Consider the following 25,031-nt stretch of genomic DNA (forward strand, 5'->3'; position numbering starts at 1 on the left):
GATCGGGTTCGGGCGCCCTCGGAGCGTGAGAACCGATCAGACGTTTCAAGTCCGCCAGCGCGTCATACCACCCATGGACGGGAGCCAGCGGCGGGGACTGATCATCGGCGGGATCGCGGCGCTCGCGGTCCTCGCCGTCCTCTTCGTCGTCGTCGGAGCGGACCGCGTGATCGAGACGCTGCTCTCGGCGGACCCGGCCCTGGTCGCGGCGACGTTCGGGTTCGCGCTCTGCTGGCTGGTCGCCTGGAGCCTCATGCTCCGGACCGTGCTCGGCTCGCTCGACGTCCCCCTCTCGGTCGCCACAGCGTTCCTCGTGTACTCCGGGGCCGTGTTCGCCAACAACGTGACCCCGTTCGGGCAGGCGGGCGGCGAGCCGGTGGCGGCCGCGCTCATCTCTCGGGTCTCCGGGTCGCGCTACGAGACGGGGCTCGTCGGAATCGCCAGCGTCGACGTGCTCAACGTCGTCCCCTCGATTTCGATCGTGCTCCTCGGCGTCGGCTACTACGCGACCACCGCGGCGGTCGGCGAGCGCCTCGAAGTCGCCGTCGCGGTCGCCGTGGCGCTGATCGCGGCGATCGTCACGGCGATCGCCCTCGGCTGGCGGTACCGGAGCGCCGTCGTCGACCGCCTCCCGAGCGCGGTCGGTCGGCTGGCCGGGCGGTTGGACCGGTTCGACGCCGACACGGTCGCGGCGGGGATCGCCACCCGGCTGCGGAACTTCTTCGACGACATCGAGCGCGTCGGTACGAGTCCCGGGCGGCTGGCCGCCGCAGTCGGGCTCTCGCTCTCCGGCTGGCTGTTTCAGGCGGCCGCGCTCACGGTCGCGTTCGCCGCCGTCGGCCACCAGGTCTCGCCGGTGATACCGCTGTTCGCCGTCCCGCTGGCGTACGTCGCGGGCGCGACCCCGCTCCCCGGCGGACTCGGCGGGATCGAGGCGGCGTTCGTCGCGCTTCTCGTCCCGACGACGGGCGTCTCGGCGTCGGCGGTCACCGCCGCCGTGCTCGTCTTCCGCGGCGGCGTCTACTGGATGCCGGTGGCGATCGGCGGCGTGTCGGCGTCGGTGCTCGGCGTCCGCACGGTTCGATGAGTTCGCCTCGGTCGGCCGGGTGACCCCGCCGGCCGTCCGGACGCGGGGGACAGCTGGCGTCCGGAATGAATGTAGCAGCGTCCGACAGGGTCACTTTTGTCGGTGGGGTCGCTATCCCGGACGTTATCATGGGCGACGAGGCTCGCAGCGCGATGGCGGCCCGGGAGCGACTCTACGAGGTGATGGACCGGGACCTGCCGTTCGAGGAGAAGGCGACGCTGGCGCTCTCCGTCGGGGAGGAGTACTTGCGCGTGGAGAACGGGCACCTGACGCGGATCGACAGCGAAAGCGACTACTGGAAGGCGATCGCCAGCACGGACTCGGCGGACGGGCGGTTTCCGTCCGGGCTCAAGTTGGACCTCGGGACCACCTACTGTCGCCGCACCGTCGGCGGCGAGAGCCCCGTCAGGCTGCACGACGCGCCGAATCAGGGATGGGACGACGACCCCGCGTTCGAGCGACACGGACTGCGCTGTTACCACGGCAGCACGCTCACCGTCGACGACGAGCTCTTCGGAACGCTGTGTTTCGTCTCCCCGGAGCCGCGCGCGGAGCCATTTTCCGACGGGGAAACGCTGTTCGCGGAGCTGATCGCGAGGATGTTGGAAACGGAGCTTCAAGAGGAGCGGACGGAGGCGAAGATCGACCGGCTCGACCAGTTCGCTAGCGTCGTCTCTCACGACCTCAGAAGCCCGCTGAACGTCGCGCAGGGACGCGTCGACATCGAACGCTCGACCCGCGACAGCGACAACCTGGAGATCGCCGCGCGGTCGTTAGACCGGATGGAGGACCTGATCGCCGACGTCCTCACGGTGGCCAGACAGGGACACGAGATCGAGGAGACGGGGCTCGTCTCGCTCGACGCGATCGCCGAGGGGTGCTGGGACGCGGTCCGGACCGGCGACGCGACCCTGACCGTCGGGGAGGATCTACGCTTCAAGGCGGACCCCGACCGCCTCCGACAGCTCTTCGAGAACCTGTTCCGGAACAGTGTGGAGCATGGCTCCACTGGCAGCCGGGCGGGGCCCGGCGACAGCGTGGAACACGGGGGATCCGACGTGTCGGTCCGCGTCGGAGCGCTCGGCGACGGAGACGGGTTCTACGTCGAAGACGACGGCCCCGGAATCCCGGCGTCCGATCGGGAGCGAGTGTTCGAGACGGGGTACACGACCGGAACGGAGGGAATCGGACTCGGACTCGCGATCGTCGAGGGCGTCGTCGACGCACACGGGTGGACGATCACGGCCGGAGAAAGCGCCGACGGCGGCGCGCGGTTCGAGGTGTCCGGTGTGGTCGTTCCGCCGGGCTGAGTGTCAGCGGCGGGGTCTCCGGTCGGTGCCGGTCGGCGACGAGCGCGCGTTAACTGCGGAGTGTTCCGTCGACCACGAGGAGCGATGTCACGGATAAGTATTATACAATTGTGGCGTCCAAACTGTCATTCGATGATTGGTGCGTCTGTTCAACGACTTGCTATCCTGTTGGGCGTGATCGCTTGCTTCGGGGCGATCCGCACCTACGGACAGGGGTTCGGCCTCGTCTGGCCGTATCGAGCTCTAATGTGGATCGCGGCGATCGTCGGACTCTACGGGTTTTACCTGTCCCGCGAAGAGCCGGTCTCTCGGTGAACCGCCCGCCCGCGACAGCAACAAGCGATGAAGCCCGTGTCCGGGTTCATTGGCCGATATGTGTGTCTACTTGCGAGTGAGATAAACCACAGTACAGCCGCGTTCGGGATCGTCTGTACAGCCGCGTTCGGGATCGTCTGCGTTACTCGTCGAGGGTTCCATAGGGGGCGAATCAACGCCCCCGTTTCATCGGTCAGAAGAACAGCCAGATGACGAGCAGCGCGTACAGCACCACGAGCGCGATGATCGTCAGCCGGATCAGGATGTTGACGCTGAACACGAGCCCGTTGTAGTCATTTTTCAGGAGCTTGAGCGGCTGAGTCCGCCGGCTGGCCAGACCGACCGTCGCGGGGGCCACCTCGTCGGTCGCGCGCTCGACCGCCTCGGTCAGGGCGTCGATGTCGGACCGCGTCGTGTTCGCGAGCTCGTGGATGGAGGCGTGGGTGTCAGTCGAGAAGATCAGGACCTCGTCGAACGACTCGCGGTAGTCGGCCGCCAGCTCCCGCACGTCCGGCGTGACCCCGTTCGTGTCGATCCCCATGAAAAGGACTTCTTGGCCGCCGACCGACTCGACGACCGCGGTGACGTCTTGGTCCGCGCGGCGGACCGCGAAGCCCGCCGCGTAGTCGGAAAGCGGCGCGTCGGCGAGCCGGTCGCGGAAGTCGTCGAAGTGGCGCTTCAGTCGGTCCGCCTCGGAGGAACCGTACAGCACCTCCTTCTCCGGGCCGTTCTGGAGGTCGTGTTTGTGGAGGTCCACGAGTAGCACCTCGGACTCGTCGACGCCGCTCATGAACACGCCCGTGTCGTAGTCGTCGATCCCCTCGCCGTGGAGGAAGATAACCTGCTTGTCGCCGATCCGTCGGCCGTAAAACTCGATCTCGCCGTAGTCGTGGTGTATCAGCCGCGACGCGCGAGCGACGCGCTCGGGATCGGCGACGGCGTCGAGGATCTTCGCGGCGTCGTCCGGGTTCGAGAGGTCCTCCTTGTGCGTGCAGGGAACGTGGAGGAAGAACCCGTTCTCGCCCTCGCTGCCGTCGTTCAGGGCGTCGATGACGTTCCCGCTCAGCTGGCCTCCCCCGAACCCGCCGAGCGGGCCGGGGTGGACCCACGGCGCGGCGAGCGTCAGCCGGTCGCCGTTGTCGATCGCGAGCGTCTCGACGGCGGGCTCGGCCTCGACGCCCAGATCGAGCGAGGCGCGGTCGTTCCGCAGGATGCCGGAGGTGAGTTCGAACGCGGAGACGTCGGTGTTGCTCCGGATGAGGTAGTCGACGATCCCGAGCACCAACACGAGGAACGCCGCCGCGATGAGCAGCGAGGCGAACGCGAACACGTGGCGGTACGTCGAGAACCCGAGATCACCGCCGGCCAACGCGTAGAACGCGACGATCAGCGCTGCCGGCTCCGCGAGCGCGACGACGAGGATCCGCTTGTAGCGGTCGATACCCGTCGAGACGACGAGCACGAGGATGTTGATCAGGTAGACCGTGATGAAGAGGAGCCAGACGATGCTCCACGCGTTCCCCACGTCGTTGGCGCCGGAGAGGACCAACGCGTAGACGAAGGTGACGAACTGGTTCGTCAGGGCCAGGAAGAAGCTCCACGTCCGCGGATACCGCGGGAGGACGCGGTGGAACAGCTCCCCCGCGAACAGGAAGGGAAGCAGGAAGAGCACCACCACGACCGGGAGGAGGGTCGACGGCTCCGGGGATAGCGGCGTGAACTCCGAGACGGCGACGAACGCGACGACGCTGTAGACGACCCCGAGGACCGCCATCGCGGGGAGCTGTCGCGAAAGCGGCGGGACGCTGAACACCAGCCGTTGGAAGACGTCGACGTTGTCCGCGCCCATCTACGACACCCCGTAGATCTCCTCCAACTCGTCTATCGTGCGCTCGACCGAGTAGCCCTCGACCGCCGCGCGCGTCGGCCTGTCGCCGTCCAGGCAGTCGACGACGGCGCGCTCCATGTCGTCGATATCGCCGTGTTCGAACCGAGCACCGTTGTCGTCGCCGATGGTGCGGTCGAACGGGGGCACGTCGGCGGCGGCGACCGGGGTCCCGCAGGCGTTCGCCTCCAGCGTCGAAAGCCCGAGCGTGTCGCAGGTCGAGGCGGTGACGAAGACGTCGAGCGCGGAGTAGAACGCCGGGAGGTCCTCTCGCGGGAGGAAATCGCGGAATCGGACGTTCTCCGGCGCCCCCGCTTCGAGGTCGTCCCGGACCGGTCCCTCGCCGACCAGTTCGAACCGGAGGTCCGGCCGCCGGTCGGCCAGCCGGAGAATCTCGTCGACGTGTTTCTTCCGGGTCATCCGGCCGCTGTACCCCACCGTCGGCTCGTCGCTCTCGAACCGCGAGTCGCTCACGGGGCGGAACGTGTCCGTCTCGATGCCGACCGGGAGCTTCCGCGGCGTCACGTCTCGGCGGATCCGAGAGGTGGACGCGGTGACGCAGTCGAACGACCGGAGAAAGCGGTTCTCGTAGGTCACGTACGCCCGCCCGGCGATCCCCGCCAGCGACTCCAGTTTCAGCCCCTGCACGAAGTAGTCCTCCACGGGAGTGTGGTGGGTGTACACGGATTTGACGCCGCGCTTCTTCGCGTAGCGGCGCCCCATCAGCCCGGTGGAGGCCGGTCCGTGACAGTGAACCACGTCCAAGTCGGGCAGCGTCGAGAGGCGCCGGTACAGCGGGACGCGGTACTGACGGTAGAAGGGGTTCGGAAGCGACGGCACGGGGACCTCGCGCTCGTCGGGCTCGTGGCTGCTCGCCGGGTAGACGACGTACACGTCGTGACCCCGGTCTTCGAGCCGGTCCCGCCACGCGCGGATCGTGTACGTCACGCCGTCGATGCCGGGGAAGTAGCTGTCAGTGAAGAATCCGATGTTCATGCGAGGGCTGACCGTGTCGTCTGTCGCGCGTCGCCGTCGGGGCACTCGTCTCCGTCGGACGGACGGGCCGATCGGTCGTCGACCGGTGTGAAGGCCGCGGAAACGCCGCCGCGCCCGGGCCGTTCCGCAGCGCCGTCGTGTACTGACTGTGCCACGGTTGCTACGCCGCGGTTTTCCTCGGACGTGCATCAACATTTTCATTCCGTGTCGCGCGCGACGCGCCCGCTTCCGTCGCGGTCGCGCGCAGCGGCGCACCCGCTCGTCGACGGGCGTCGGTGTCGACGTCGGTGTCGCCGACCCACGGCCCCACAATTAATCACCCGGCGCGCGAACGCCCGCCCATGATCACCACCGATCGGATGGCGGCCGTCGACGCCAACGCCGCCGCCCTCGGCGTCCCGCGGAAGCAGCTGATGGAGTCGTCGGGTAACGCGGTCGCCCGCGAGGTCCGAGCGCTCGCCGACCCCGGCGCGAGCGTCGAGCTCCTCTGCGGACGCGGGAACAACGGCGGGGACGCGTTCGTCGCGGCGCGCTTCCTCTCCGCGTACGACGCGACCGTCAGCCTGCTCGGGCGTCCCGAGTCGATCCGGACCGAGATCGCGCGCGAGAACTGGGACGCCCTCGAGAACAGCGAGATTCCGGCCGAGACCGTCACCGACGCCGTCGACCTCGCGCTCGACGACCCGGACGTGATCGTCGACGCGATGCTCGGGAGCGGGGTCACCGGCGCGCTCCGGGAGCCGGAGCGGACCGCCGCGAGACTGACGAACGAGAGCGACGCCGCGGTCGTCGCCGTCGACGTGCCCTCCGGGGTCGACGCCGACACCGGAAAGCCGGCCGCTGGCGAGGCGGGAGTCGCGGGCGAGGCGGGGGCCGCCGACCCGGTCGCGGTCGACGCCGACCGCGTCGTCACCTTCCACGACGAGAAGCCCGGACTGGCGGCGCTCGACGCGGACGTGACCGTCGCGGACATCGGGATCCCGACCGCGGCGGAGCGGTTCACCGGCCCCGGCGACCTGCTCGGGATCGCGCGCGATCCGACCTCGCACAAGGGCGAGAACGGCGAGGTGCTGGTGATCGGCGGCGGCCCGTACACCGGCGCGCCCTCGCTTTCGGCCCGGTCGGCGCTCAGAACCGGGGCCGACCTCGTGCGCGTCGCGTGCCCGGAGACGGTCGCGCGGACGGTGCAGGGGTACTCCGCCGACCTGATCGTCCGCGGGCTCCCGGGCGACCGGATCGGCCCCGCCCACGTCGACCGCGCGCTGGAGCTCGCCGCCGGCAACGACGTGGTCGTGCTCGGTCCGGGGCTCGGCGACGGCGACGGGACGCGCGAGTTCGTCCGGCGGTTCCTGTCGCGGTACGACGGGCGCGCGGTCGTCGACGCCGACGCGCTGCGGGTCGTCCCGGAGGTCGACACCGACGCCGAGCTGATCTGTACGCCGCACCAGGGCGAGCTGGTCGGGATGGGCGGCGAAACGGCGGACGACCCCGACGAACGCGCGGCGCTCGTGCGGTCGTTCGCAGCCGAGATCGGTCACACCCTCCTCGTGAAGGGCGCGAAGGACGTGGTCACGGACGGCGACTCGGTCCGGCTGAACCGCACGGGCAACCCGGGGATGACCGTCGGCGGGACCGGCGACGTGCTCGCCGGCGCGGTGGGCGCGCTCGCGGCCGTGACCGACCCGTTCCACGCGGCCGCGGTCGGGACGTACGTCAACGGGCTGGCCGGCGACGCGGCGGCCGACGACATGGGGTACGGCCTCGTGGCGACGGACTTAATCGACCGGATTCCCGAGGCGATGCGTGATGAGTGACGAGCGCGCGGACGACCCCCCCGGCGAGCCGACCGACCGCCCCGCCGACGACCTGACCCACACCGACGCGTCCGGCGAGGTCCGGATGGTCGACGTGGGCGACAAGCCCGACACGAGCCGCCGCGCGGTCGCGCGCGGCGAGATCCGGCTGACGCCCTCGACGATCGCGGCCGTCGAGGCCGACGAGGTCGGGAAGGGCGACGTGCTCGCGACCGCCCGCGTGGGTGCGGTGCAGGCCGTCAAACACACTTGGGAGGCGATCCCGATGTGCCACCAGATCCCGATCACGAACGTCGACACCGACTTCGCGGTCTGCGACGACCGGATCGAGCTGACGGTGGCGGTGGAGACGACCGGGAAGACCGGCTGCGAGATGGAGGCGCTGGAGGGCGTGACCACCGGACTCAACGTGGTCTGGGACATGGTGAAGGCCGCGGAGAAGGACGACGACGGCGGCTATCCCGACACCGGAATCTCGGGCGTCGAGGTCGTCGCGAAGGAGAAGCGGGCGCTCGGCGGCGACGACTGAGAGCGCAATCGGCGACTGAGAGCGCCCGCGGCGCCCGAGCGCCGAACTGCGGACTGCACCTCAGAACAGCCCGCTCACGTCCCCGTCGGCGTCCACGTCGATGTCCTCCGCGGCCGGCTCGGCGGGGAGCCCCGGCATCGTCATCACGTCCGCGGTCTTGACGACGACGAAGCCGGCGCCCGCCGAGGCCGACACCTCGCGGACGGTGAGCGTCCACCCCTCCGGCACGCCCGTCAGCGAGGCGTCGTCCGCGAAGGAGTACGGCGTCTTCGAGACGCAGACGGGGAGATCGCCGTACCCCCACGACTCGACGCGGTCGATATCGTCGTCGGCGCCGTCGACGTACTCCACGCCGTCGGCGCCGTACACCTCTCTGGCGACGGTTTCGATCTTCTCTCGGAGGGGCGCGTCGAGGTCGTACAGCGGCGCGAACTCGCCGGTTCCGGCGCGCTCGCGGACCAGCTCCGCCAGGGACGTCGCCCCCTCGCCGCCGTCGCGGTAGGCGGTCGACCGCGCGACCGGAATCCCCGCCTCGGAAAGCGTCGACTCCAAGGCCGCGAGCTCCGACTCCGCGTCGTCCGGGAAGACGTTGACTGCGACGACCGCCGGGATCCCGAACGACTCAACGATCTCGACGTGCCGTTTCACGTTCTCGACGCCGGCCCGCACCGCCTCGGGGGCCGTCTCCTCCAGCGCCTCGAAGTCGGTCGGCCACATCTCCAGCCCGTGCCGTTTCGCGCCGCGGACCGTCGCGACGACGACCGCCACGTCCGGGACGATCCCCTCGCGGGCGACGATGTGCGCGAACTTCTCGGCGCCGAGGTCCGCGCCGAAGCCGGCCTCGGTGACGAGGTAGTCCGCGAGCGAGGCGCCGACCCGGTCGGCCACGAGCGTGTTGGTCCCGTGCGCGATGTTGGCGAACGGGCCGCCGTGGACCAAGGCGGGGACCCCCTCGACCGTCTGGACGAGGTTCGGACGGAACGCGTCGCGTAAGAGTGCTGCCGCGGCCCCGGTGACGCCGAGGTCGTCGGGCGTGACCGGGTCACCGTCGGCGTCCTCTGCCAGCGCGATCCGCCCGATCCGGTCTTTCAGATCCGCGAGGTCCTCGGCGAGTCCGAGGACGGCCATCAGCTCCGAGGCCGCGGTGATGACGAACTCGTTCTCCCGGGGGACGCCGCGAGCGGGTCCGCCCAGTCCCACGACGGTCTCGCGGAGCGCGCGGTCGTTGACGTCGAGCGCGCGCGGCCAGTCGACGCGGCGCACGTCGATCCCCTCGTCGTTCCCCTGATGCAGGTGGTTGTCGAGCGCCGCGGCGATCAGGTTGTGCGCGGCCGTGAGCGCGTGAATGTCGCCGGTGAAGTGGAGGTTGATCGCCTCCATCGGGAGCACCTGCGAGTACCCGCCGCCCGCGGCGCCGCCTTTGATCCCGAAGACGGGACCGAGCGAGGGCTCACGGACCGCGACCGCCGCGGACTCCCCGAGCCCCGCGAGCGCCTGCCCGAGCCCCACCGAGGTCACGGTCTTCCCCTCCCCCTTCGGCGTCGGGGTCATCCCCGTGACGAGGACGGTCGTCCCGTCGGGCTCGCCCGCGGTCGCCGAGCGGACGGCGGACTGGGTGAGCTTCGCGACCCCGTCGCCGCGGCGTTCGATCTCGTCGGGGCCCAGTCCGAGGTCGGCCGCGACATCCTCGATGGGTCGGGGCGTCGCGGCGCGAGCGACCGCGAGGTCCGACTCCGGTACCTCCCTCGCGTCGGCTCCATCGGCCGCCGGATTTTGGTGCACCATACAGGCGCTTCCGTCGGAGGGGTAATCAGTCTTGGACGCGTTCCCGTCGGATAAAAAACCGGCCGCGAGACGGCGGGCTGGCGATCAGTCGTCCGCCGGTTTCGCGTCGCCCGATTCCGCCCCGTCGCTCGCGCTCTCTCCACCGTCGGTGACGGTGACCGCGATGTCCGCCGCGGCGGCCTTGTACTCGGGGATCTTCGCCCGTTCGTCGAGCACGTCGTTCGTGAGCCGGTTCGCGGAGGAAGCCGCGAAGTGCGGGGTCGTCCAGACGACGCCCTCCTTGATGTCCTCGGTCACCTGCGCTTTCACCTCGATCTCGCCGCGTCGAGACCGGAGCGTCACCATGTCCCCGTCCTCGATGCCGTACTCCTCGGCGTCGTTCGGATGCACGTCGACGAAGTTCTCCGGGTGCTGGCGCGAGAGCGTCGGCGACCGCCGGCTCATCGTCCCCGTGTTGTAGTGCTCTTCGAGCCGAGCGGTGGTGAGGATCAGCGGGTACTCCTCGTCGGGCACCTCCGCTGGCGGCTGGTGGCGGACGCCCTCGATCTGCCCGAGGCCGCTCTCGGTGTCGAACGAGTCGGCGTAGAGGTACTGGTCGCCCTCGTCGCCCTCCTCGTAACAGGGCCACTGGATCCCGGTCTCGCCGAGCGCGTCGTAGGTCATCCCGTGGTAGATCGGACACACCTCTCGGAGCTCCTCGAAGACGGCCTCCACGTCGTCGAACCGGAACTCGTCCTCGCTGAAGAGGCGACTACCGACCTCCATCAGGATGTCGAGGTCGTGCTTCGTGTTCTCGTGGACCTTCTCGGCGCCGCGCATGCGCTGGACCCGCCGGTCGGTGTTGGTGACGGTGCCGCCGCGCTCGGCCCACGTCGTCGCCGGGAGGACCACGTCCGCGAGCTCCGCGGTCTCGGTCATGAAGATGTCCTGTGCGACCATGAAATCGAGCGACCGAAGGCGCTCTTCGACCTCGTTGCCGTCGGGCTCGCTCATGATCGGGTTCTCGCCCATCACGTACAGCCCCTTCACCGAGCGGCCCGCCTCGTGGGAGATCTCCACGTTGGTGAGGCCGGGCTCGTCGGGCACCTCGAACCCCCACACGTCCTCGACGCTCTCGCGGGCCTCGTCGTCGTCGACGAGCTGGTACCCGGGGAGGACGTTCGGCATCGCGCCCACGTCGCTCGTCCCCTGGACGTTGTTCTGTCCGCGGAGGGGGTTGACGCCGGTACCGGGCTTCCCGAGGTTCCCCGTGATCAGCGCGAGGTTGATCTCGTTTTGAACGTTGTCGACGCCGCAGGTGTGCTGGCTCATCCCCATCCCGGTGAAGATGGCGGCGTTGTTCGCCATCGCGTACTTCTCGGCGGCGAGCTCGATGTCTTCGAGCGGGACGCCGGCCTCCTCGGCGGCCGCCTCCTTGTCGAAGTCTTCGAGCGTCTCCTTCAGGTCCTCGAACCCCTCCGTGCGCTCCTCGATGAACCCCTCGTCGATCCAGCCCGCGTCCGGCTCCTCTTCGTGGCGTTCGAGGATCGTCTTCAGGACGACGTTGAGAAGCGGGATGTCGGCGCCGGGGTTGAGCTGGAGGTGCATGTGCCGCTCGGTCTCGTCGATCTCGAACGACCGGGTGGTCTTGTTGGCGTGCGGGTCGACCTGGATGACGGTCGCGCCCTCCAACACGGCCTGTCGGAAGTACTGGCTGTTGGCGATCGGGTGCTGCTCGCCGGGGTTCGCGCCCTGGATCCAGAGCACGTCGGCCGACTCCTCCAAGTCGGCCATGCTGTTCGTCATCGCGCCCGCGCCGAGGCTGGTCCGGAGCGCCCACACCGTCGAGGCGTGGCACATCCGGGTGCAGTTGTCGACGTTGTTCGTGCCGTAGCGGCGCGCGATCTTCTGAAGGAGGTAGTTCTCCTCGTTCATCGTCTTCGAGGAGCCGAAGAATCCCATCGCGTCGGGGCCGTGCTCGTCGCGGATTCCCTCCATCTCCGAGACGATCCGCGAGTAGGCCTCCTCCCACGTCGCCTCGCGGAACTCTCCGTCCTCTCTGATCAGCGGCTCCGTCAGTCGGTCCTCGTGGTCGACGACCTGCGTCGCCGCGCCGCCTTTGATGCACACTCGCCCCTCGTTGACGGGCGCCTCTCCCCACGGCATGAAGTTCACGTCGCCGGGGTCGTCGCCTTGATTCACCTTGATCCCGCAGCCGACGCCGCAGTACGGACAGATCGTGTTCACCGGTTCGTCGTCCTCAGCAGACATAGTTCTCACCCTGACGTACGATCATGATTTACGATCTATGATCCACTCGCATGAGTGTATCGGTGGCCCTTGCGAAGGAGACGCAGCCGGTCGCCGAACCGTTTTGTCGACCGGGGCCGTTCGACGGGTATGGACCCGTCGCTCGCCGACGTCGAGGACCGCGTCGACGACCACGTCGAGACGTATCGGGAGTCCGCTCCTTTCCACCCCGTGGAGGCGGAGGCGATCGGGTCGCTCTCGGACGCGTTCCGAGCCGGCGAGTACGGGAAGCGGGACGTCGAGTGGGTGGTTCGCTGGTACTTCCGGCGGGCCGTGACCGACATCGACCACGACGAGCGGCGTGCGGCCGAGGAGGCCGTCTCCGACACGGAGCCGCGAGACCTCCGCGGCGCGCTGTGGGACGCGATCGACGCGCTGGACGAGGCGGACGCGGCTGACGACGCCCGAGGCCCCGCGCACCGCCGCGCCCTCGACGCGCTGACGCAGATTCCGGGAGTGGACGTGGAAGTCGCCTCCGCGCTGCTGTGGTTCCTCGATCCGGACGAGCACCTCGTCGTCGGCGAGCGCGAGTGGGCGGTCGTCGCCGCGCTGACCGACGACTCCCCCGCCGCCGGCGACCTCGACGACGCGTATCCGGAGCCAATGACGATCGACGCGTACGACCGGTATCTCGACGCGGTACGAGACATCGCGGACCGGCTCGGCGTCGACCACTGGCACCTGTACATGGTGCTCCGGAGCGTCCACGCGGAGGCGTTCGAGGGCGAGGCGTGACCGGCGGAGAAGAGGGCAGTGACCGATCCTACCGGTCGAGGAACGGCGGAACGACGACCTCGGCACGCTTCTCGTCGCCGCGCACGACGACGCTCACCTCGGTGCCCGGGTCGGCGTAGCGCTCGTCGAGATACCCCAGCCCGATCGGCTCGCCGAGCGTGGGGCTCATCGTGCCGGAGGTCAGCTGACCGACCCGCGTGAGGTCGCCGTCGGTGACGGCGTACCCGTTCCGGGGAACGCCGCGTTCGAGCAGGCGGACCCCGACGAACGTCTCGTCGACGCCCTCCTCCGTCTGCGCTTCGAGGGCGTCGCGGCCGACGAACTCCGTGTCGAGCTTCACGACGAAGCCGATCCGGGCCTCGTAGGGGGTCCGCGGCTCGGTGTCCGGGTCGAAGTCCTGTCCCGAGAGCAGGAACCCCATCTCCGTGCGGAGGGTGTCGCGCGCGCCGAGCCCGCAGGGCTGGGCGCCCCGCGGCGCGTCGGCGAACGCCTCCCAGACGCTCTCGGCGTCGCCCGCGGGGCACATCACTTCGAAGCCGTCCTCGCCGGTGTAGCCGGTCCGGGCGACCCAGCTGTCGACTTCATCGACGGCGGCGACCGTCGCCTCGAACTTCGAGAGATCGACGACTCGGTCGTCGGGGGTCGCCTCGCCGAGCGCGTCGGCCGCGTCCGGCCCCTGCACCGCGAGCATGGCCCAGTCGTCGGTGGCGTTCACGACCGCGGCGTCGAGCCCCTCCTCGTCCCGGTAGTCGACCCACCGGTCGTACATCTCCTCGTCGTGGCCCGCGTTGGGGACGAAGAGGTAGGCGGGGTCGCCGGAGCTGGCGTCGAGGTCGCGGTCGAGCCCGGCGAGCGCGTCGGCGCCCTCTCCCGCTTCGATCCCATCCGGGAGGCGGTAGACCACCGTGTCGTCGAGCATGACGCCGTCCGCGTTCGTGACCGCGGCGTACTGGGAGTCGCCAGGGTCGAGCGCCGTCACGTCGTTGGTCGTGAGCCGGTTCATCAGCGCCGTCGCGTCCGGCCCCGAGACCTCGATCTCGCCCATGTGCGACACGTCGAAGACGCCGAGCGAGTCGCGGACCGCGGCGTGCTCCTCGCTGATCGAGTCGAACTCGACTGGCATCTGCCACCCGCCGAAGTCGGTGAACTTCGCGCCGCGTTCCTCGTGGATCTCGCGGAGGGGAGTGCGTCGGTCTGGCATACCTCATCCGTCTCTCGGCCCGACCTAAGGTCTTGCCATCCCTCGCACTTGGTCCCGCCCCGCCGCCGGGATACCGGGTCCTGCCCCCTTGCCGGGATATCGGGCCCCGTCTCGCTGCCGGGACACCGCCGCGACTCCGCCCGTTCCGCCGACAGTCTCAAGCCGTTTCCACCCCCGGTACCGTACGTGACGCGGAACCTCTCCGGGCTGCTCGCGCCCGCCGTCGCGGTCCTGCTGGTCGCGGTCGTCGTCGCCGCGGTCGCGGGCGCGTGGCCCCCGTTCGTCGCCGTCGAGAGCGGGAGCATGGCCCCGGAGGTCGAGCGCGGCGACCTCGTCGTGGTCACGTCTACCGACCGGTTCCCCTGGGGCGGGCTGGTCGGCGCAGCGGAGACCGGGGCCCCGGCCACGTTCGGGAGCGCCGGCGACGTGGTCGTGTTCGACCCGCCGAGCGACGGGCAGCGGCCGATAATGCACCGGATCGCCTTTCGGGTGTCCGCCGGCGAGGACTGGACCGATCGGGCGGATCCCGCCCTGCTGGAGGGCGACTGCCTGACGATCACGGCCTGTCCCGCACCCTACGACGGGTACGTCACCTACGGCGACGCAAACGGCGAGTACGACCAGAGCGCCGGGATCGCCCCGATCGTCCGCGAGGAGTGGATCACGGCCAAGGCACTGTTCGCCGTCCCGAACCTCGGCTGGTTCCGGGTCGGCGTCGACGCCGCGATAGCGCGGGTTGGCGTCTTCCCGGCGGCGGTCGGTTTCGGGGGCCTCGCCGCCGCTACCGGTGGATTCGGTGCGCTCTTCCTCGGTCGGATCGCGGCGCGTCGGAGGGGCCGCGACGAGCGCGACCGCTAGCGACGAGCGTAGGAACGGCGGGGGCGCTTCGCCGCGGGCGCGTCGGCAGTCACGAGTTGTCGCCGTCCGCGTCGCCCTCGCTGCCGTCGAGCGTCACCGAGTCGGTCGTGGCGTTTCGGAGGGCGTCGGACCGCCCGAACTCGCCGGGCGCGATCGCGAGCGTCCGGATCCCGTAGCCGTTCGCGGTCTCGACGACCGGCTTGAAGTCGGTGTCCCGCGAGGCGATCGCGAGCGTCGACATCCGTCCCTCGGCCGCGAAGCGCGCGGCGTCGACCGCGAGCTTCACGTCGACGTCGCCGCTCGTGACGACGACCTCGAAGCCGCGGGCCTCCGCGGCCTGAATGAGTCCCGGCGTCGCGTGCTCGTCGAGGTAGAGCCGCGTCGTCACGAGCTGCCCCTCCGCCTCCGCCGCCACCCGCACGTCGTCGAGGTCGACGTCGAACTCCTCTCGCAACACGTTCGGTCCGTCGACGAACAGCGCCACGCCGACGGGCTCGTCGTCCGCCCGACTGGATTCCATGCCTCTTGGTGCGTGATCCGCGGAGATATGCGTGCTGGTCTGGCGCGGCGGCGCCCGCGATCCGCGACCGGGACAAAGTGGCGGAGCGACGGGATGATCAGACGGGAACCCGGTTGGTTCGTGAGAACATATCACTTATCTGTGCGTCGGATGTAGGTGAACCATGATATCCCGCGTGCTGGTACCGATGGACGAGTCGGAGATGGCGGAGCGGGCGCTCCGATTCGCGCTGGAAGCGCACCCGGACGCGGAGATAATCGTGGTCCACGTGGTGGGCCAACCCTCCTCGATGATGGGCAGTGCGGCCGGGCTCGCACTCGCCGACGACACGGAAGAGGAGGCGGAAGAGCAGGCGAGCGACCTGTTCGAGCGTGCACGCGAGATCGCCGCCGAAAGCGGGGTCGAGATCGAGACCGAGGTGATGGCCGGTCACCCGGCGCGGGCGGTCGCCGACGCGAGCGAGGGGTTCGACGTCGTCGTCATCGGCAGCCACAGCGGGAGCATCGCGGACCGACTGCTCGTCGGCAACGTCGCCGAGAAGATCGTTCGCGGCTCCGCGGCGCCCGTGACCGTCGTTCGGTGAGGCGCCAGGGGCCGGCGATGGCAGCCGCGAGGGCGACGCGCCGCGCTCGGTGCGGCTTTTGAACACCTTATATTCGTATTACCACCTGATCGACGACTGTAGTGAATATACGAAGTATTGAAGTAGGATGTCCAAGAATAACGGAGTAAGATGTCGGAACCCAACTCATACACCGTCATTTCTGAGCAGAACGATCACGATTGCACCACAGTTCGTGCACATCCGCGCAACGAGACGTTCCACGTCGTCGAGTACGCCGACGAGGACGCGCGCGACCGCGTCGCGGACCTCCCGGTCGGCTCGGTGGTCAAGATGGAACTGTCGCGCGCCGGGCGCCGGAGCAACGTCTGGCGCGCCGAGTCCGTCCGGACGGCCCACACCGACGGCGGGACGGCGGAGGAGTAGGTAGCGGGAAACGAAGCGAAGAGCGGCTCGGAGCCGCTTATGACCGCTCGGAGACCGTCGTTCGCGTCCTTATAAATCGCGGGTCAGCCGCGGGTTCGTCACGGCGCCGTCGGACGCGCCGGCGAAGTCGCGGGCGTACTTCGCGAGGATGCCGCCCTCGTACTGCGGTTCCGGCGCCTCCCACTCCTCGCGGCGCTCGGCCAGCTCTTCATCGCTGAGATCGACGCTGAGGTCGCGCTCCGGGATGTCGACGGTGACGTGGTCGCCGTCCTCGATAAGTCCGATCGGGCCGCCGTCGGCCGCCTCAGGCGCGACGTGGCCGATCATCGGGCCGCGGGTCGCGCCGGAGAAGCGGCCGTCGGTGAGCAGCGCCACGTCGTCCTCGTGGCCCGCGCCGACGACGGCGGCGGTGACGCCGAGCATCTCGCGCATTCCCGGGCCGCCGGTCGGTCCCTCGTTGCGGATCACGATCACGTCGCCGGAGTCGACCCGGCCCGACTGGACGTACTCCATCGCGTCCTCCTCGTTCTCGAAGATCCGCGCCGGCCCCTCGTGGTAGAACTCGTCGTCGCCGGTCACCTTCAGCACCGAGCCGTCGGGCGCGAGGTTCCCCTTGAGTATCTTGATGGCGCCCTCCTCCTCCTTGGGGTCGTCGACGGTGTAGAGGAAGTCCGCCTCGACCTCGTCGTCGTCGGGAAGCTCGCCGCGCGCCTCCAGCTCCGCCAGCTCCTCGACGAGGGTGCGGCCGGTGACGGTCATCGCGTCGCCGTGGAGTAAGTCGGCCTCAAGCAGGCGCCGGAGCACGACCGGGACGCCGCCGATCTCGTGGAGGTCGTTCATGACGCTGTTCCCGCCGGGCTGGAGGTCCGCGATCTTCGGGGTGCGCCGCGAGATCTCGTCGAAGTCCTCGATCGACAGGTCCACGTCGGCCTCGGCGGCCAAAGCGAGCAGGTGGAGCACGCCGTTCGTGGAGCCGCCGATGGCGGTCTGTAAGGCGATCGCGTTCTCGAACGACTCCCGCGAGAGGATGTCCGAGGGGCGGCGGTCCTCCTCGATACACTCCAGGGCGAGCTCGCCGGCGCGCTCGGCGACCTCGTAGCGCTCCGGGTCCTCGGCGGGCGCGGAGGCCGAGCCGAGCGGCGCCATCCCGAGCGCCTCGGAGATGGAGGCCATCGTGTTCGCGGTGAACATCCCGCCGCAGGAGCCCGCGCCGGGGCAGGCGTGGCGCTCTAAGTCGTCGAGCTCCTCGCCGCTCATGTCGCCCTCGGCGTAGGCGCCGACGCCCTCGAACACCTGCACGATGGTCACGTCGCGCCCGTCGTGTTGGCCGGGCATGATCGAGCCGCCGTAGAGGAACACCGAGGGGAGGTCGGTGCGGATCGACGCCATCAGCATGCCGGGGAGGTTCTTGTCACAGCCGGCGACCGTCACCAGCGCGTCCATCCGCTCGCCGAAGGAGACGAGTTCGACGGAGTCGGCGATCACCTCGCGGGAGATGAGGCTCGCCTTCATCCCCTCCGTCCCCATCGAGATGGCGTCGGAGATCGTGATCGTCCCGAACTCGATCGGCATCCCGCCCGCCGCGTCGATCCCGTCGATCGCGGCGTCCGCCACGTCGTCGAGGTGGACGTTACACGGCGTGATGTCCGCCGCCGGGTTCGGCACGCCGATGATGGGCGACGAGAGGTCCTCGTCGTCGAACCCCATCGCCCGGAACATCGCGCGGTGCGGGGCCTTGTCCGCCCCCTCCGTCACGTCTCTGCTCCGCAGGTCCTCGTCCTTCTCGCCCGCGAACCGGTCCGCGTCGTCGCGGCCTCGGGAGGTCTCTTCTGCCGACCGCGGCTGCTGTTCGCTCATACCTGCCCCTGTCGCTCGGGGGTCTTAAACGGCCGCAACGGGGCGAGGGTTGCTCCGTGTGGCGAACCGGTTCGGGGTGAAGGCTACCACTCGCCGTCGAAGGAGATGTCACCGCGTTCTAACTCCTCGAACGCAGTCACTGGACCTGTTCCATCTCGTCGGTCCGTAGCTCTTCGAGGCGTTCCTCTCCGTACTGTTCGTCTGCACCCTCGTGGTGTCGGTGGAACCGGTACGCGGCTCGGAGCCGGTCCGTATCGTCCGTGATCGCCCAGTACGGGCTCTTGTGACGCACGAGATCTCGTTCCTTCGGTCGGGAGAGGATCGCGCTGACGGCGTCCGTCTCCAGCCCGAGTCGCTCGGCGATCGTCGCCGCCTTCCACGCGCGGTCGTCGTTCCGATCGAGGAACAACAGGGCCTGTTCTGTGTCATTTTGTGTTTCAAGCATAGATGCGCTCAAACCCGCGCTTTGAGCTCGATCCGGTACCCGAACGGGTCGCGGACGTACACCGCGGGCGACTCGCCGACCGCACCGAGCGGCTCGTCGAGCGACTTCTCGATCTCGACGCCCGCCGCGTCCAGTTCGGCCTCGATCTGGTCGGCCGACCCCTCGACGACGACGGCGACGTGGTCGTAGTTCGTCGCGGTCGGCGGCTCGAACTCGTCGGTCGGCCACAGGTGGACGACCGCCGTCGTCGACAGCCGCACGTCGAAGAAGGGCTTCTCCCCGGCCGCGTACAGCGCGTCCTCGATCCCGAACCCGAGCCGCTCGCCGTAGAACTCCCGGGCGTCGCCGACGCCGTCGGCGGGGATCCGGAGGTTGACGTGGTCGATGTGGCGCGCTTGCATGGAACGCGGTTCGGAGCCGAAGCGCAAAAGTCAATGGGGATCTTCGGGTCTGAGATCGGTCGTGTGAGATATATGCGTAGCAGTGGATACACTCCACATGACCAATTTTGATCGGGCCACACGCGTCGCCGCCGGTATCGGGCTCGTCGCGCTCGGAGGCGTCGCGTTCCTCGCGCTCGTGATCGGCCTCCCGGCCTCGACCGCGTCCGGCGGCATGGGCACGATGGGCGGCGGCGGGATGATGGGCGGACCGGGGTTCCCGGTCGTCCTGTACCCGCTCGTGCTCCTCGCGTTCACGGCCCTCCTCGCGTTCGGCTACGCCGGAGTCCGTGCAGTCGCGAGCGCAAGCGACGACGCCCCAACCGACGATTCGGAAGAGTCCGATCCGATCGCCCGACTCCAGCGGCGGTACACCGAGGGGGAACTCACAGAGGAGGAGTTCGAGCGGGCGCTGGATCGCGAATTCGCCGACAAGGCGCTCGACGGGGACGAGGAACGCAACGGGACGGAGCGCTCGGCGCCCCTGCGAGAGCGGTAACGAACCGCGATCGGGGTGCGACCAGTCAGGCGAACGCGTCGAGGATCCCCGCGCCGTCCGTGCTCCGGCCGAGGTCCGGGAGCGTTGCGCGCTCGGGGTGGGGCATCAGGACGGCGACCGTCTCGCGCTCGCCGAGGACGCCGGCGACGTTGTCGGTGGAGCCGTTGGGGTTGGCCGCGTCGGTGACGTTTCCGTCGGCGTCGCAGTAGCGGAAGAGCACGCGGTCGTCGGCGACGAGGTCGGCGTGGGCCGCCTCGCTTATCTCGAAGCGCCCCTCGCCGTGCGCGATGGGGACCTCGATCACGTCGCCCTCGTCGTAGGCGGCGGTCCACGGCGTGTCCGCGCGCTCGACGCGCAGGTGGACCGGCTCGCACTGGAAGCGCGCGGAGGCGTTAGTGGTGAACGCGCCGGGGGTGAGCCCGGACTCGGAGCCGATCTGGGCGCCGTTGCAGACGCCGATCACGGGGACGCCCTCCTCGGCCGCGGCCCGGACCTCCGCCATGATCGGAGCGCGGGCGGCCATCGCACCGGCGCGGAGGTAGTCGCCGTAGGAGAACCCGCCGGGGAGGACGATCCCCTCGATGTCGGCCGGGAGCCCGTCCTCGTGCCAGACGCGCTCGGCGTCGACGCCGAGGTGGTCGAGCGCGCGGACCGCGTCGCGGTCGCAGTTCGAGCCGCCGAACTGGACGACGGCGACCGTCACGCCGACCACCTCGCGTGGGCGGCCGCGACGGTGGCGGAGGCCCCCGTCGCACCGGTGACGATCGGCGTCGTCTCGACGACGGCGACCGTCATCGCTCCGCGACCGCGACCTCGTAGTCGTGGATCGTCGGGTTCGCGAGCAGCCGCTCGGCCATCTCGTCGGCGCGGTCGGCCGCCTCGTCGGCGTCGGCGGCGTCGAGGTCGACCTCGAACCGATCGGCCGACCGGAGGTCCGACAGCTCGAACCCGAGGCGTTCGAGGGCCTGCTGGGTCGTCTCGGCCTCCGGGTCGAGGACGCCCCGCTTCAGGCGGACCGTCACCGTCGCGGTGTATGCCGTCATGTCCGGTAGTGCGAAGTCGTGTGTAAAAACCGTTTTGGAACGACTTTTATATCCACGTTCGTGGATATACACCGGTCGATCGTGTGAGCGGCAGGGACGGCGCGGAGCGAAAGGGGCAAACCCCTCCGCGCCTTCGATGGGGTGTATGCAGCCGCTCGAACCCGCGGAGGTGATCGTCGCATGACCCGCGAACTGACCGAAATCACGGTCGTCGGAGGAGACAAGACCGGACTCATCGCGCGGGTCACCTCCCTGCTGTTCGAGCGGGGAATCAACATCGAGGACCTCGACCAGGCGGTCCGCGAGGGCGTCTTCCGGATGACGACCCGCGTGGACGCCTCCGAGATGGAGACCTCTCGGGGCGAGCTCCGGCGCGCGCTCGCCGAGCTCGGTCGCGAGCTCGACGTGGACATCCAGGTGCGGTTCCCGAGCGACCGCGACGCCCGCCGGATCGCGCTTCTCGTCACCAAGGAGACGCACGCGCCCGAGGCCCTCTTGGAGGCCGAGGCCAACGGCGACTTGGCCGACGACGGCGAGGACGCCGATATCCCGGTCGTCATCGGCAACCGGGGCGACCTCCGGTCGCTCGCGGAGCGCTACGACAAGCCGTTCTACGACGTGGGCGACGGAAACGGCAACACCGACGAGGAGCGCCTGCTCGACCTGCTGGCCGAGTACGACGTGGACCTGATCGCCTTGGCCCGCTACATGCGCATCCTCTCGCCCGAGGTCGTCTTCCGCTACGAGGGTCGGATCATCAACGTCCACCCCTCCCTGCTTCCAGCGTTCCCCGGCGCGGAGGCGTACCGGCAGGCGAAGGACGCGGGCGTCCGCGTCGCCGGCGTCACCGCCCACTACGTGACCACCGACCTCGATCAGGGGCCCGTGATCGCCCAGCGCGCGTTCGACATCCCCGCGGGCGCCGGCGTCGACGAGATCAAGCGCCGCGGGCAACCCCTCGAGGCCGACGTGCTGCTCGACGCGGTCCGGCTCCACCTCGCGGACGCGATCGCGATCCACCGCGGCACGGTCCACGTGCGCGAGGACGCCGACGTCGACGCTCAACTGGGGCTCAGCGAGGCCGCGATCGGCGCGAACCCGGACGAGCCGGTCGACGGCGAGCCCCTGTCTCGCTCGGAGGCGCCGACCGCCGGGAGCGACTGATCCGGGTCGTATCGGGCGCTGCGACGGGGAGCGCCCCGCCTTTTTAACTCCCCGCGAGGCGTATCCTCGCCAATGCGACCGCAGCGGTCCCCCCACCGGTTCGTCGCCGACGCCTGCGCGGTCGTGCGCAGCGACGAGCGGCTTATCCTGCTCTTCCTGGTCCTCCTGTCGGTCGTCGCGCTCGCCGTGTTCCTGCACTACACCGTGTCCCTCCTCGACTGGCTTCCGGACGTGCTCCCGCCGGAGCTGCCGCGGCCGGGGAGCGCTTAAGAATCGTCTATCGCCGTCCGCACCCGGTCGTGGAACTCGCGGAGCGCCGCGGACTCGTCGCCCGCGAGCACCGCGTCCGAGTCGACGAGCGTCGCGAGCCCGAACGCGAGGGGGGTCGGCGAGTCGACCGTCCGATCGACCACCGCGAGGTCCCCGCCGGCGATCCGCTCGGCGACCGCGCGGATCCGGGGCGCGTCGAGCCGGTCGTCTAAGAGTTCGCGGTACGTCTCCTCGATCACCGCGAAGTCGTCGAGCCCCTCGGCGAGCGAGAGCAGCGTCTCCGCGGACACCTGCTGTTCGGCGGCCGACTTCTCGTGGCCCTTGTACCGCTTGAGGATCATGAGCGAGCGCGTCGCGTCGATCCGGAAGTAGCGCTGGAGGAGATCGGTCCCCCGCAGCGCGGCTCTGAGGTCCTCTCGCACCGTCTCGGGGTCAAGATCGCGGAGAATCCCGGCCACGTCGACCTTCCGGTTCAGCGGGAGCGCGAGACTGAACCCCCGGTCGGCGACCGCGACCGTCGGCTCGGCGTCGGTGCGGGCCCTGCACTCGGCGGCGACCAGCCGCGAGAGCCCCTCGTTGAACCGCCGACCGTACGTCGCGTGGACGTGGAACCGCCGCTTGTACGCGTCGCGGTCGAGCACCTCTTCGACGGCGAGCCGCGACGGAGTCGACACGCTCTCGACGCCCGCGTACGCGACCTGTTCGTCGTACATGCGGGTGATCGCTCGCACCGAGTTCCCGTCGATCGGGAGCTCCCGAAGCCACGCGCGGACCGCGGGGGGACCGCCGCGTTTCAGCCGGTCGAGCAGGTCGGCCTGAAACGCGAGCACCTCCGCCGCGAGGTCGGCCGACAGCGGGAGCCGCTCGGCGTACCACGTGGGGACCGTCGGGCGCTCGTCGGTCCGGTCGACGTACACCTTCGAGCCGCGGCGGTAGCGGAACGCGAACCGCTCGCCGCCCAGCGCGAACACGTCGCCCGGCGCGAGCGTGTCGAGGTAGTTCTCGTCGAGCGTCCCGACGGCGTCGCCGTCGCGGGTGACCACGTCGCAGCCGAACGAGTCCGGAATGGTCCCGACGTTCGTCATGTAGATCACCCGCGCGAGCCGCCCGCGCTTCCCGACGAGCGTCTCGCCGACCGGGTGCTCCTCGCGGTGGTGCTCGCCGTCCGGCGGGTCGTTGGCGTCGCGCCACACCTTCGGGTAGACGTTCCGCTCCGCGAGCCCCTCGTGGTCGCCGGTGAGGTACCGCATGAGCCGCTCGTAGGCGTCGGTTCCGAACTCGCGGTAGGGGTGCGCGCGCCGGAGGACCTCCCGAATCTCCCGGTCGGGGCGGACTCGGTTGATCGCCATCCCGTAGACGTGTTGAGCGGCCACGTCGGCCGCGCCCTCCGGGATCGAGACGCCGTCGACGAACCCCGACTCGGCGCGGGCGAGCATCGCCGCGCACTCGACCAGCTCGTCGCGGTCGAGCGCGAACACCCGCCCCTCGACGGTCTCGCCGGGGCTGTGGCCCGCCCGCCCGACGCGCTGGAGCAGCGCCGCGACCGACTTCGGCGACCCCACCTGCACCACCAGATCGAGGTGGGGCATGTCGATGCCGAGTTCGAGGCTCGTCGAGGTGGTCACCACGTCCAGCGTGCCTCCCTTCAGCCCCTCCTCGATCCGGGCGCGCCGGCCCTCGCCGAGGCTCCCGTGGTGACAGCCCGAGTCCGACTCGTCGTAGTCGAACCGCTCGCGGAGCTCCCGGAGGGTGCGCTCGGCGCCCGACCGCGAGTTCGCGAACACCAGCGTGTTCTCGTGGCTCTCGATCAGCTCGTCGAGCGCGTCGTAGAACCTGTCCGTGACCACCGAATCGTCCGCGTGAACGAGGTCGGCGGCCGGCGTCCGGAGCCGCAGGTCGAACTCGCGCCCGAAGCGGGCGTCCACGACCTCGCAGTCGCGCGGGGCGAACCCCTCCGCGTCACCCACCTCGCCGGCGACGCGCTCCCGGCCGACGAGGAAGTCGGCGACCTCGTCCAGCGGTTCGACCGTCGCGGAACAGCCGATCCGCGTCGGGGAGCCGTCGGAGATCTCCGTCAGACGCTCCAGCGAGGCCGAGAGATGCGTCCCGCGCTTGTTGTCCGCCAGCGCGTGGATCTCGTCGACGACGACGTACTCGACGGTGCGGAGCTTCTCCCTGAACCGCGGGGCGTTGAGGAGGATCGCCAGCGTCTCCGGCGTGGTGTTGAGCACGTGCGGTGCCTCCTCGAGCATCGCCCGCCGGTCGGCCTCGCTCGTGTCGCCGTGCCGGATCGCCTGGCGGACGCCGGGGTCGGGGGCGGTCTCCCCGTCGCCCTCTTCGTCCACGTCGCCCTCTTCGTCCACGTCGCCCTCTTCGTCCACGTCGCCTCGTCCGCCTTCGGACCGCATCTCCGCCGCGATCCCCGCGAGCGGCGCTTCCAGGTTCCGATCGATGTCGTTCGCGAGCGACTTCAACGGGGAGACGTACAGGCAGTAGACGGAGTTGTCCAGATCGCCGGCCCGCTCCCGCGCGAAGAGGTCGTCGAGGACCGCGGTGAAGGCGGCGAGCGTCTTCCCGCTGCCCGTCGGCGCGGCGACGAGGCAGTTCTCCCCGTCGTCGACGCGGGGGATCGCCCCGCGCTGCGGCGGGGTGAACAGGCCGCCGTTCTCCCCGACGTGCGCCGCGAACTCCGAGACCCACCAGCGCCGAGCCGGCGGGGAGAGCCGGTCGAGCACGTCGGCGTCGGGGAGCGGGATCGTCTCCGGGTCGAACTCGACGGCGGGCGCGTCGTCGTCCGCGAGCGCCTCTCGGAGGAGCGCTCGCGCGGAGGCGGACCGCTCGGTCGCGTCCGCGCTCGCGTTCGGGGCGGCGTCCCTGCGTTCGCTCACTGTCGGCCTCTGGGCGCGGCGCCGGAAAGCGGTTGCGTCGGGAGCGGTCCGCGTCGCCGGGCGGCCGCGCGGGTCGACTCGATCTCGCGCGGGTCGACTCGATCTCGCGCGAA

The 25,031-nt window shown here is 70.0% G+C and carries 23 protein-coding genes; 11 read left to right on the forward strand and 12 right to left on the reverse strand.

Translation table 11 applies throughout. The annotated features are described in order from the left end of the window. Positions 1–73: 73 nt before the first annotated feature. Together C471_RS00150 and C471_RS00155 are read left to right on the forward strand one after the other, a co-directional pair. Positions 74–1,087 (forward strand): lysylphosphatidylglycerol synthase transmembrane domain-containing protein, encoded by a 1,014-nt coding sequence (locus C471_RS00150; RefSeq protein WP_004045642.1) that lies wholly within the window; start codon positions 74–76, stop codon positions 1,085–1,087. A 128-nt stretch (positions 1,088–1,215) separates the two neighbouring features. Then, on the forward strand, positions 1,216–2,397 hold the full coding sequence (locus tag C471_RS00155; RefSeq protein ID WP_004045644.1) for a GAF domain-containing sensor histidine kinase: 1,182 nt from the start codon (positions 1,216–1,218) through the stop codon (positions 2,395–2,397). Between the two features lie 508 nt (positions 2,398–2,905). Here the strand turns inward: C471_RS00155 and C471_RS00165 are convergent. Both C471_RS00165 and C471_RS00170 read right to left on the reverse strand, forming a co-directional pair. Next, positions 2,906–4,561, reverse strand: coding sequence for a DUF2070 family protein (locus C471_RS00165; protein WP_004045650.1), 1,656 nt, complete (start codon positions 4,559–4,561; stop codon positions 2,906–2,908). Beyond that, positions 4,562–5,593, reverse strand: a complete 1,032-nt coding sequence (locus tag C471_RS00170; protein WP_004045652.1) for a glycosyltransferase — start codon at positions 5,591–5,593, stop codon at positions 4,562–4,564. It abuts the gene before it with no gap. Positions 5,594–5,934: 341 nt separating this feature from the next. On the opposite strand from C471_RS00170, the gene C471_RS00175 reads away from it, so the two are divergent. Together C471_RS00175 and moaC are read left to right on the forward strand one after the other, a co-directional pair. Beyond that, positions 5,935–7,407, forward strand: coding sequence for a bifunctional ADP-dependent NAD(P)H-hydrate dehydratase/NAD(P)H-hydrate epimerase (locus C471_RS00175; protein WP_004045653.1), 1,473 nt, complete (start codon positions 5,935–5,937; stop codon positions 7,405–7,407). Then, on the forward strand, positions 7,400–7,936 hold the full coding sequence (gene moaC / locus C471_RS00180; RefSeq protein WP_004045655.1) for a cyclic pyranopterin monophosphate synthase MoaC: 537 nt from the start codon (positions 7,400–7,402) through the stop codon (positions 7,934–7,936). Before C471_RS00175 ends, moaC begins: the two co-directional genes overlap by 8 nt. A gap of 60 nt (positions 7,937–7,996) precedes the next feature. Here the strand turns inward: moaC and C471_RS00185 are convergent, their stop codons facing one another. Both C471_RS00185 and fdhF read right to left on the reverse strand, forming a co-directional pair. Continuing rightward, positions 7,997–9,721 (reverse strand): formate--tetrahydrofolate ligase, encoded by a 1,725-nt coding sequence (locus C471_RS00185; RefSeq protein WP_004045657.1) that lies wholly within the window; start codon positions 9,719–9,721, stop codon positions 7,997–7,999. 84 nt (positions 9,722–9,805) lie between these two features. Next, positions 9,806–11,971 carry a formate dehydrogenase subunit alpha gene (gene fdhF, locus C471_RS00190; RefSeq protein ID WP_004045659.1) on the reverse strand — a complete coding sequence of 722 codons (2,166 nt, stop codon included), beginning with the start codon at positions 11,969–11,971 and terminating at the stop codon, positions 9,806–9,808. Between the two features lie 129 nt (positions 11,972–12,100). Here fdhF and C471_RS00195 point away from each other — a divergent pair, with 129 nt between their 5' ends. Next, positions 12,101–12,745 (forward strand): hypothetical protein, encoded by a 645-nt coding sequence (locus C471_RS00195; protein WP_004045661.1) that lies wholly within the window; start codon positions 12,101–12,103, stop codon positions 12,743–12,745. 28 nt (positions 12,746–12,773) lie between these two features. Here the strand turns inward: C471_RS00195 and gcvT are convergent, their stop codons facing one another. Then, positions 12,774–13,946 carry a glycine cleavage system aminomethyltransferase GcvT gene (gcvT, locus tag C471_RS00200; protein WP_004045662.1) on the reverse strand — a complete coding sequence of 391 codons (1,173 nt, stop codon included), beginning with the start codon at positions 13,944–13,946 and terminating at the stop codon, positions 12,774–12,776. Between the two features lie 186 nt (positions 13,947–14,132). On the opposite strand from gcvT, the gene C471_RS00205 reads away from it, so the two are divergent. Beyond that, on the forward strand, positions 14,133–14,804 hold the full coding sequence (locus tag C471_RS00205; protein ID WP_004045665.1) for a S26 family signal peptidase: 672 nt from the start codon (positions 14,133–14,135) through the stop codon (positions 14,802–14,804). Positions 14,805–14,853: 49 nt separating this feature from the next. Here C471_RS00205 and C471_RS00210 read toward each other — a convergent pair whose 3' ends face one another. Continuing rightward, positions 14,854–15,324, reverse strand: a complete 471-nt coding sequence (locus C471_RS00210) for an NYN domain-containing protein (RefSeq protein WP_004045667.1) — start codon at positions 15,322–15,324, stop codon at positions 14,854–14,856. Positions 15,325–15,487: 163 nt separating this feature from the next. On the opposite strand from C471_RS00210, the gene C471_RS00215 reads away from it, so the two are divergent. Further along, a complete protein-coding gene (locus C471_RS00215; protein ID WP_004045670.1) occupies positions 15,488–15,907 on the forward strand; it encodes a universal stress protein in 420 nt (139 codons plus the stop codon). A gap of 150 nt (positions 15,908–16,057) precedes the next feature. Next, the gene (locus C471_RS00220) at positions 16,058–16,312 is read left to right on the forward strand and encodes a hypothetical protein (RefSeq protein WP_004045672.1); all 255 of its coding nucleotides are present in this window, start codon (positions 16,058–16,060) and stop codon (positions 16,310–16,312) included. A gap of 69 nt (positions 16,313–16,381) precedes the next feature. On the opposite strand, the gene ilvD is transcribed toward C471_RS00220, so the two are convergent. The 3 genes from ilvD to C471_RS00235 all read right to left on the reverse strand — a co-directional run bounded on the left by ilvD (position 16,382) and on the right by C471_RS00235 (position 19,015). Continuing rightward, a complete protein-coding gene (ilvD, locus tag C471_RS00225) occupies positions 16,382–18,169 on the reverse strand; it encodes a dihydroxy-acid dehydratase (protein ID WP_004045673.1) in 1,788 nt (595 codons plus the stop codon). A 136-nt stretch (positions 18,170–18,305) separates the two neighbouring features. Then, complete coding sequence (locus tag C471_RS00230; protein ID WP_049908889.1) at positions 18,306–18,614, reverse strand: hypothetical protein; 309 nt, start codon at positions 18,612–18,614, stop codon at positions 18,306–18,308. Between the two features lie 8 nt (positions 18,615–18,622). Further along, on the reverse strand, positions 18,623–19,015 hold the full coding sequence (locus tag C471_RS00235; protein WP_004045678.1) for a VOC family protein: 393 nt from the start codon (positions 19,013–19,015) through the stop codon (positions 18,623–18,625). Between the two features lie 97 nt (positions 19,016–19,112). Here C471_RS00235 and C471_RS00240 point away from each other — a divergent pair, with 97 nt between their 5' ends. Next, positions 19,113–19,553 carry an SHOCT domain-containing protein gene (locus C471_RS00240; RefSeq protein ID WP_004045680.1) on the forward strand — a complete coding sequence of 147 codons (441 nt, stop codon included), beginning with the start codon at positions 19,113–19,115 and terminating at the stop codon, positions 19,551–19,553. Between the two features lie 25 nt (positions 19,554–19,578). Here the strand turns inward: C471_RS00240 and purQ are convergent, their stop codons facing one another. Continuing rightward, complete coding sequence (purQ, locus tag C471_RS00245; RefSeq protein WP_004045682.1) at positions 19,579–20,256, reverse strand: phosphoribosylformylglycinamidine synthase I; 678 nt, start codon at positions 20,254–20,256, stop codon at positions 19,579–19,581. A gap of 88 nt (positions 20,257–20,344) precedes the next feature. Continuing rightward, positions 20,345–20,596 (reverse strand): phosphoribosylformylglycinamidine synthase subunit PurS, encoded by a 252-nt coding sequence (purS, locus tag C471_RS00250; RefSeq protein ID WP_004045690.1) that lies wholly within the window; start codon positions 20,594–20,596, stop codon positions 20,345–20,347. 180 nt (positions 20,597–20,776) lie between these two features. Between purS and C471_RS00255 the strand changes: the two genes are divergently transcribed. Together C471_RS00255 and C471_RS00260 are read left to right on the forward strand one after the other, a co-directional pair. Beyond that, a complete protein-coding gene (locus C471_RS00255) occupies positions 20,777–21,760 on the forward strand; it encodes a formyltetrahydrofolate deformylase (protein WP_004045692.1) in 984 nt (327 codons plus the stop codon). Between the two features lie 72 nt (positions 21,761–21,832). After that, the gene (locus C471_RS00260; protein WP_004045694.1) at positions 21,833–22,030 is read left to right on the forward strand and encodes a hypothetical protein; all 198 of its coding nucleotides are present in this window, start codon (positions 21,833–21,835) and stop codon (positions 22,028–22,030) included. On the opposite strand, the gene C471_RS00265 is transcribed toward C471_RS00260, so the two are convergent. Continuing rightward, positions 22,027–24,918: an ATP-dependent helicase gene (locus C471_RS00265; RefSeq protein WP_004045696.1), complete on the reverse strand. Its 2,892-nt coding sequence runs from the start codon at positions 24,916–24,918 to the stop codon at positions 22,027–22,029. The genes C471_RS00260 and C471_RS00265 overlap by 4 nt on opposite strands. Positions 24,919–25,031 lie beyond the last annotated feature (113 nt).

Source organism: Halorubrum saccharovorum DSM 1137 (assembly GCF_000337915.1).
Classification (GTDB): domain Archaea; phylum Halobacteriota; class Halobacteria; order Halobacteriales; family Haloferacaceae; genus Halorubrum; species Halorubrum saccharovorum.

What these genes read in the sequence shown, in the direction of transcription:
- C471_RS00255 (WP_004045692.1), top strand. Translation starts at nt 20,777, where the DNA reads ATGACCCGCGAACTGACCGAAATCACGGTCGTCGGAGGAGACAAGACC.
- purS (WP_004045690.1), bottom strand. Translation starts at nt 20,596, where the DNA reads ATGACGGCATACACCGCGACGGTGACGGTCCGCCTGAAGCGGGGCGTC.
- C471_RS00215 (WP_004045670.1), top strand. Translation starts at nt 15,488, where the DNA reads ATGATATCCCGCGTGCTGGTACCGATGGACGAGTCGGAGATGGCGGAG.
- C471_RS00240 (WP_004045680.1), top strand. Translation starts at nt 19,113, where the DNA reads ATGACCAATTTTGATCGGGCCACACGCGTCGCCGCCGGTATCGGGCTC.
- C471_RS00210 (WP_004045667.1), bottom strand. Translation starts at nt 15,324, where the DNA reads ATGGAATCCAGTCGGGCGGACGACGAGCCCGTCGGCGTGGCGCTGTTC.
- ilvD (WP_004045673.1), bottom strand. Translation starts at nt 18,169, where the DNA reads ATGAGCGAACAGCAGCCGCGGTCGGCAGAAGAGACCTCCCGAGGCCGC.
- C471_RS00175 (WP_004045653.1), top strand. Translation starts at nt 5,935, where the DNA reads ATGATCACCACCGATCGGATGGCGGCCGTCGACGCCAACGCCGCCGCC.
- gcvT (WP_004045662.1), bottom strand. Translation starts at nt 13,946, where the DNA reads ATGCCAGACCGACGCACTCCCCTCCGCGAGATCCACGAGGAACGCGGC.
- C471_RS00260 (WP_004045694.1), top strand. Translation starts at nt 21,833, where the DNA reads ATGCGACCGCAGCGGTCCCCCCACCGGTTCGTCGCCGACGCCTGCGCG.
- C471_RS00220 (WP_004045672.1), top strand. Translation starts at nt 16,058, where the DNA reads ATGTCGGAACCCAACTCATACACCGTCATTTCTGAGCAGAACGATCAC.
- C471_RS00185 (WP_004045657.1), bottom strand. Translation starts at nt 9,721, where the DNA reads ATGGTGCACCAAAATCCGGCGGCCGATGGAGCCGACGCGAGGGAGGTA.
- C471_RS00195 (WP_004045661.1), top strand. Translation starts at nt 12,101, where the DNA reads ATGGACCCGTCGCTCGCCGACGTCGAGGACCGCGTCGACGACCACGTC.
- C471_RS00155 (WP_004045644.1), top strand. Translation starts at nt 1,216, where the DNA reads ATGGGCGACGAGGCTCGCAGCGCGATGGCGGCCCGGGAGCGACTCTAC.
- C471_RS00165 (WP_004045650.1), bottom strand. Translation starts at nt 4,561, where the DNA reads ATGGGCGCGGACAACGTCGACGTCTTCCAACGGCTGGTGTTCAGCGTC.
- C471_RS00230 (WP_049908889.1), bottom strand. Translation starts at nt 18,614, where the DNA reads ATGCTTGAAACACAAAATGACACAGAACAGGCCCTGTTGTTCCTCGAT.
- fdhF (WP_004045659.1), bottom strand. Translation starts at nt 11,971, where the DNA reads ATGTCTGCTGAGGACGACGAACCGGTGAACACGATCTGTCCGTACTGC.
- moaC (WP_004045655.1), top strand. Translation starts at nt 7,400, where the DNA reads ATGAGTGACGAGCGCGCGGACGACCCCCCCGGCGAGCCGACCGACCGC.
- C471_RS00170 (WP_004045652.1), bottom strand. Translation starts at nt 5,593, where the DNA reads ATGAACATCGGATTCTTCACTGACAGCTACTTCCCCGGCATCGACGGC.
- C471_RS00150 (WP_004045642.1), top strand. Translation starts at nt 74, where the DNA reads ATGGACGGGAGCCAGCGGCGGGGACTGATCATCGGCGGGATCGCGGCG.
- C471_RS00235 (WP_004045678.1), bottom strand. Translation starts at nt 19,015, where the DNA reads ATGCAAGCGCGCCACATCGACCACGTCAACCTCCGGATCCCCGCCGAC.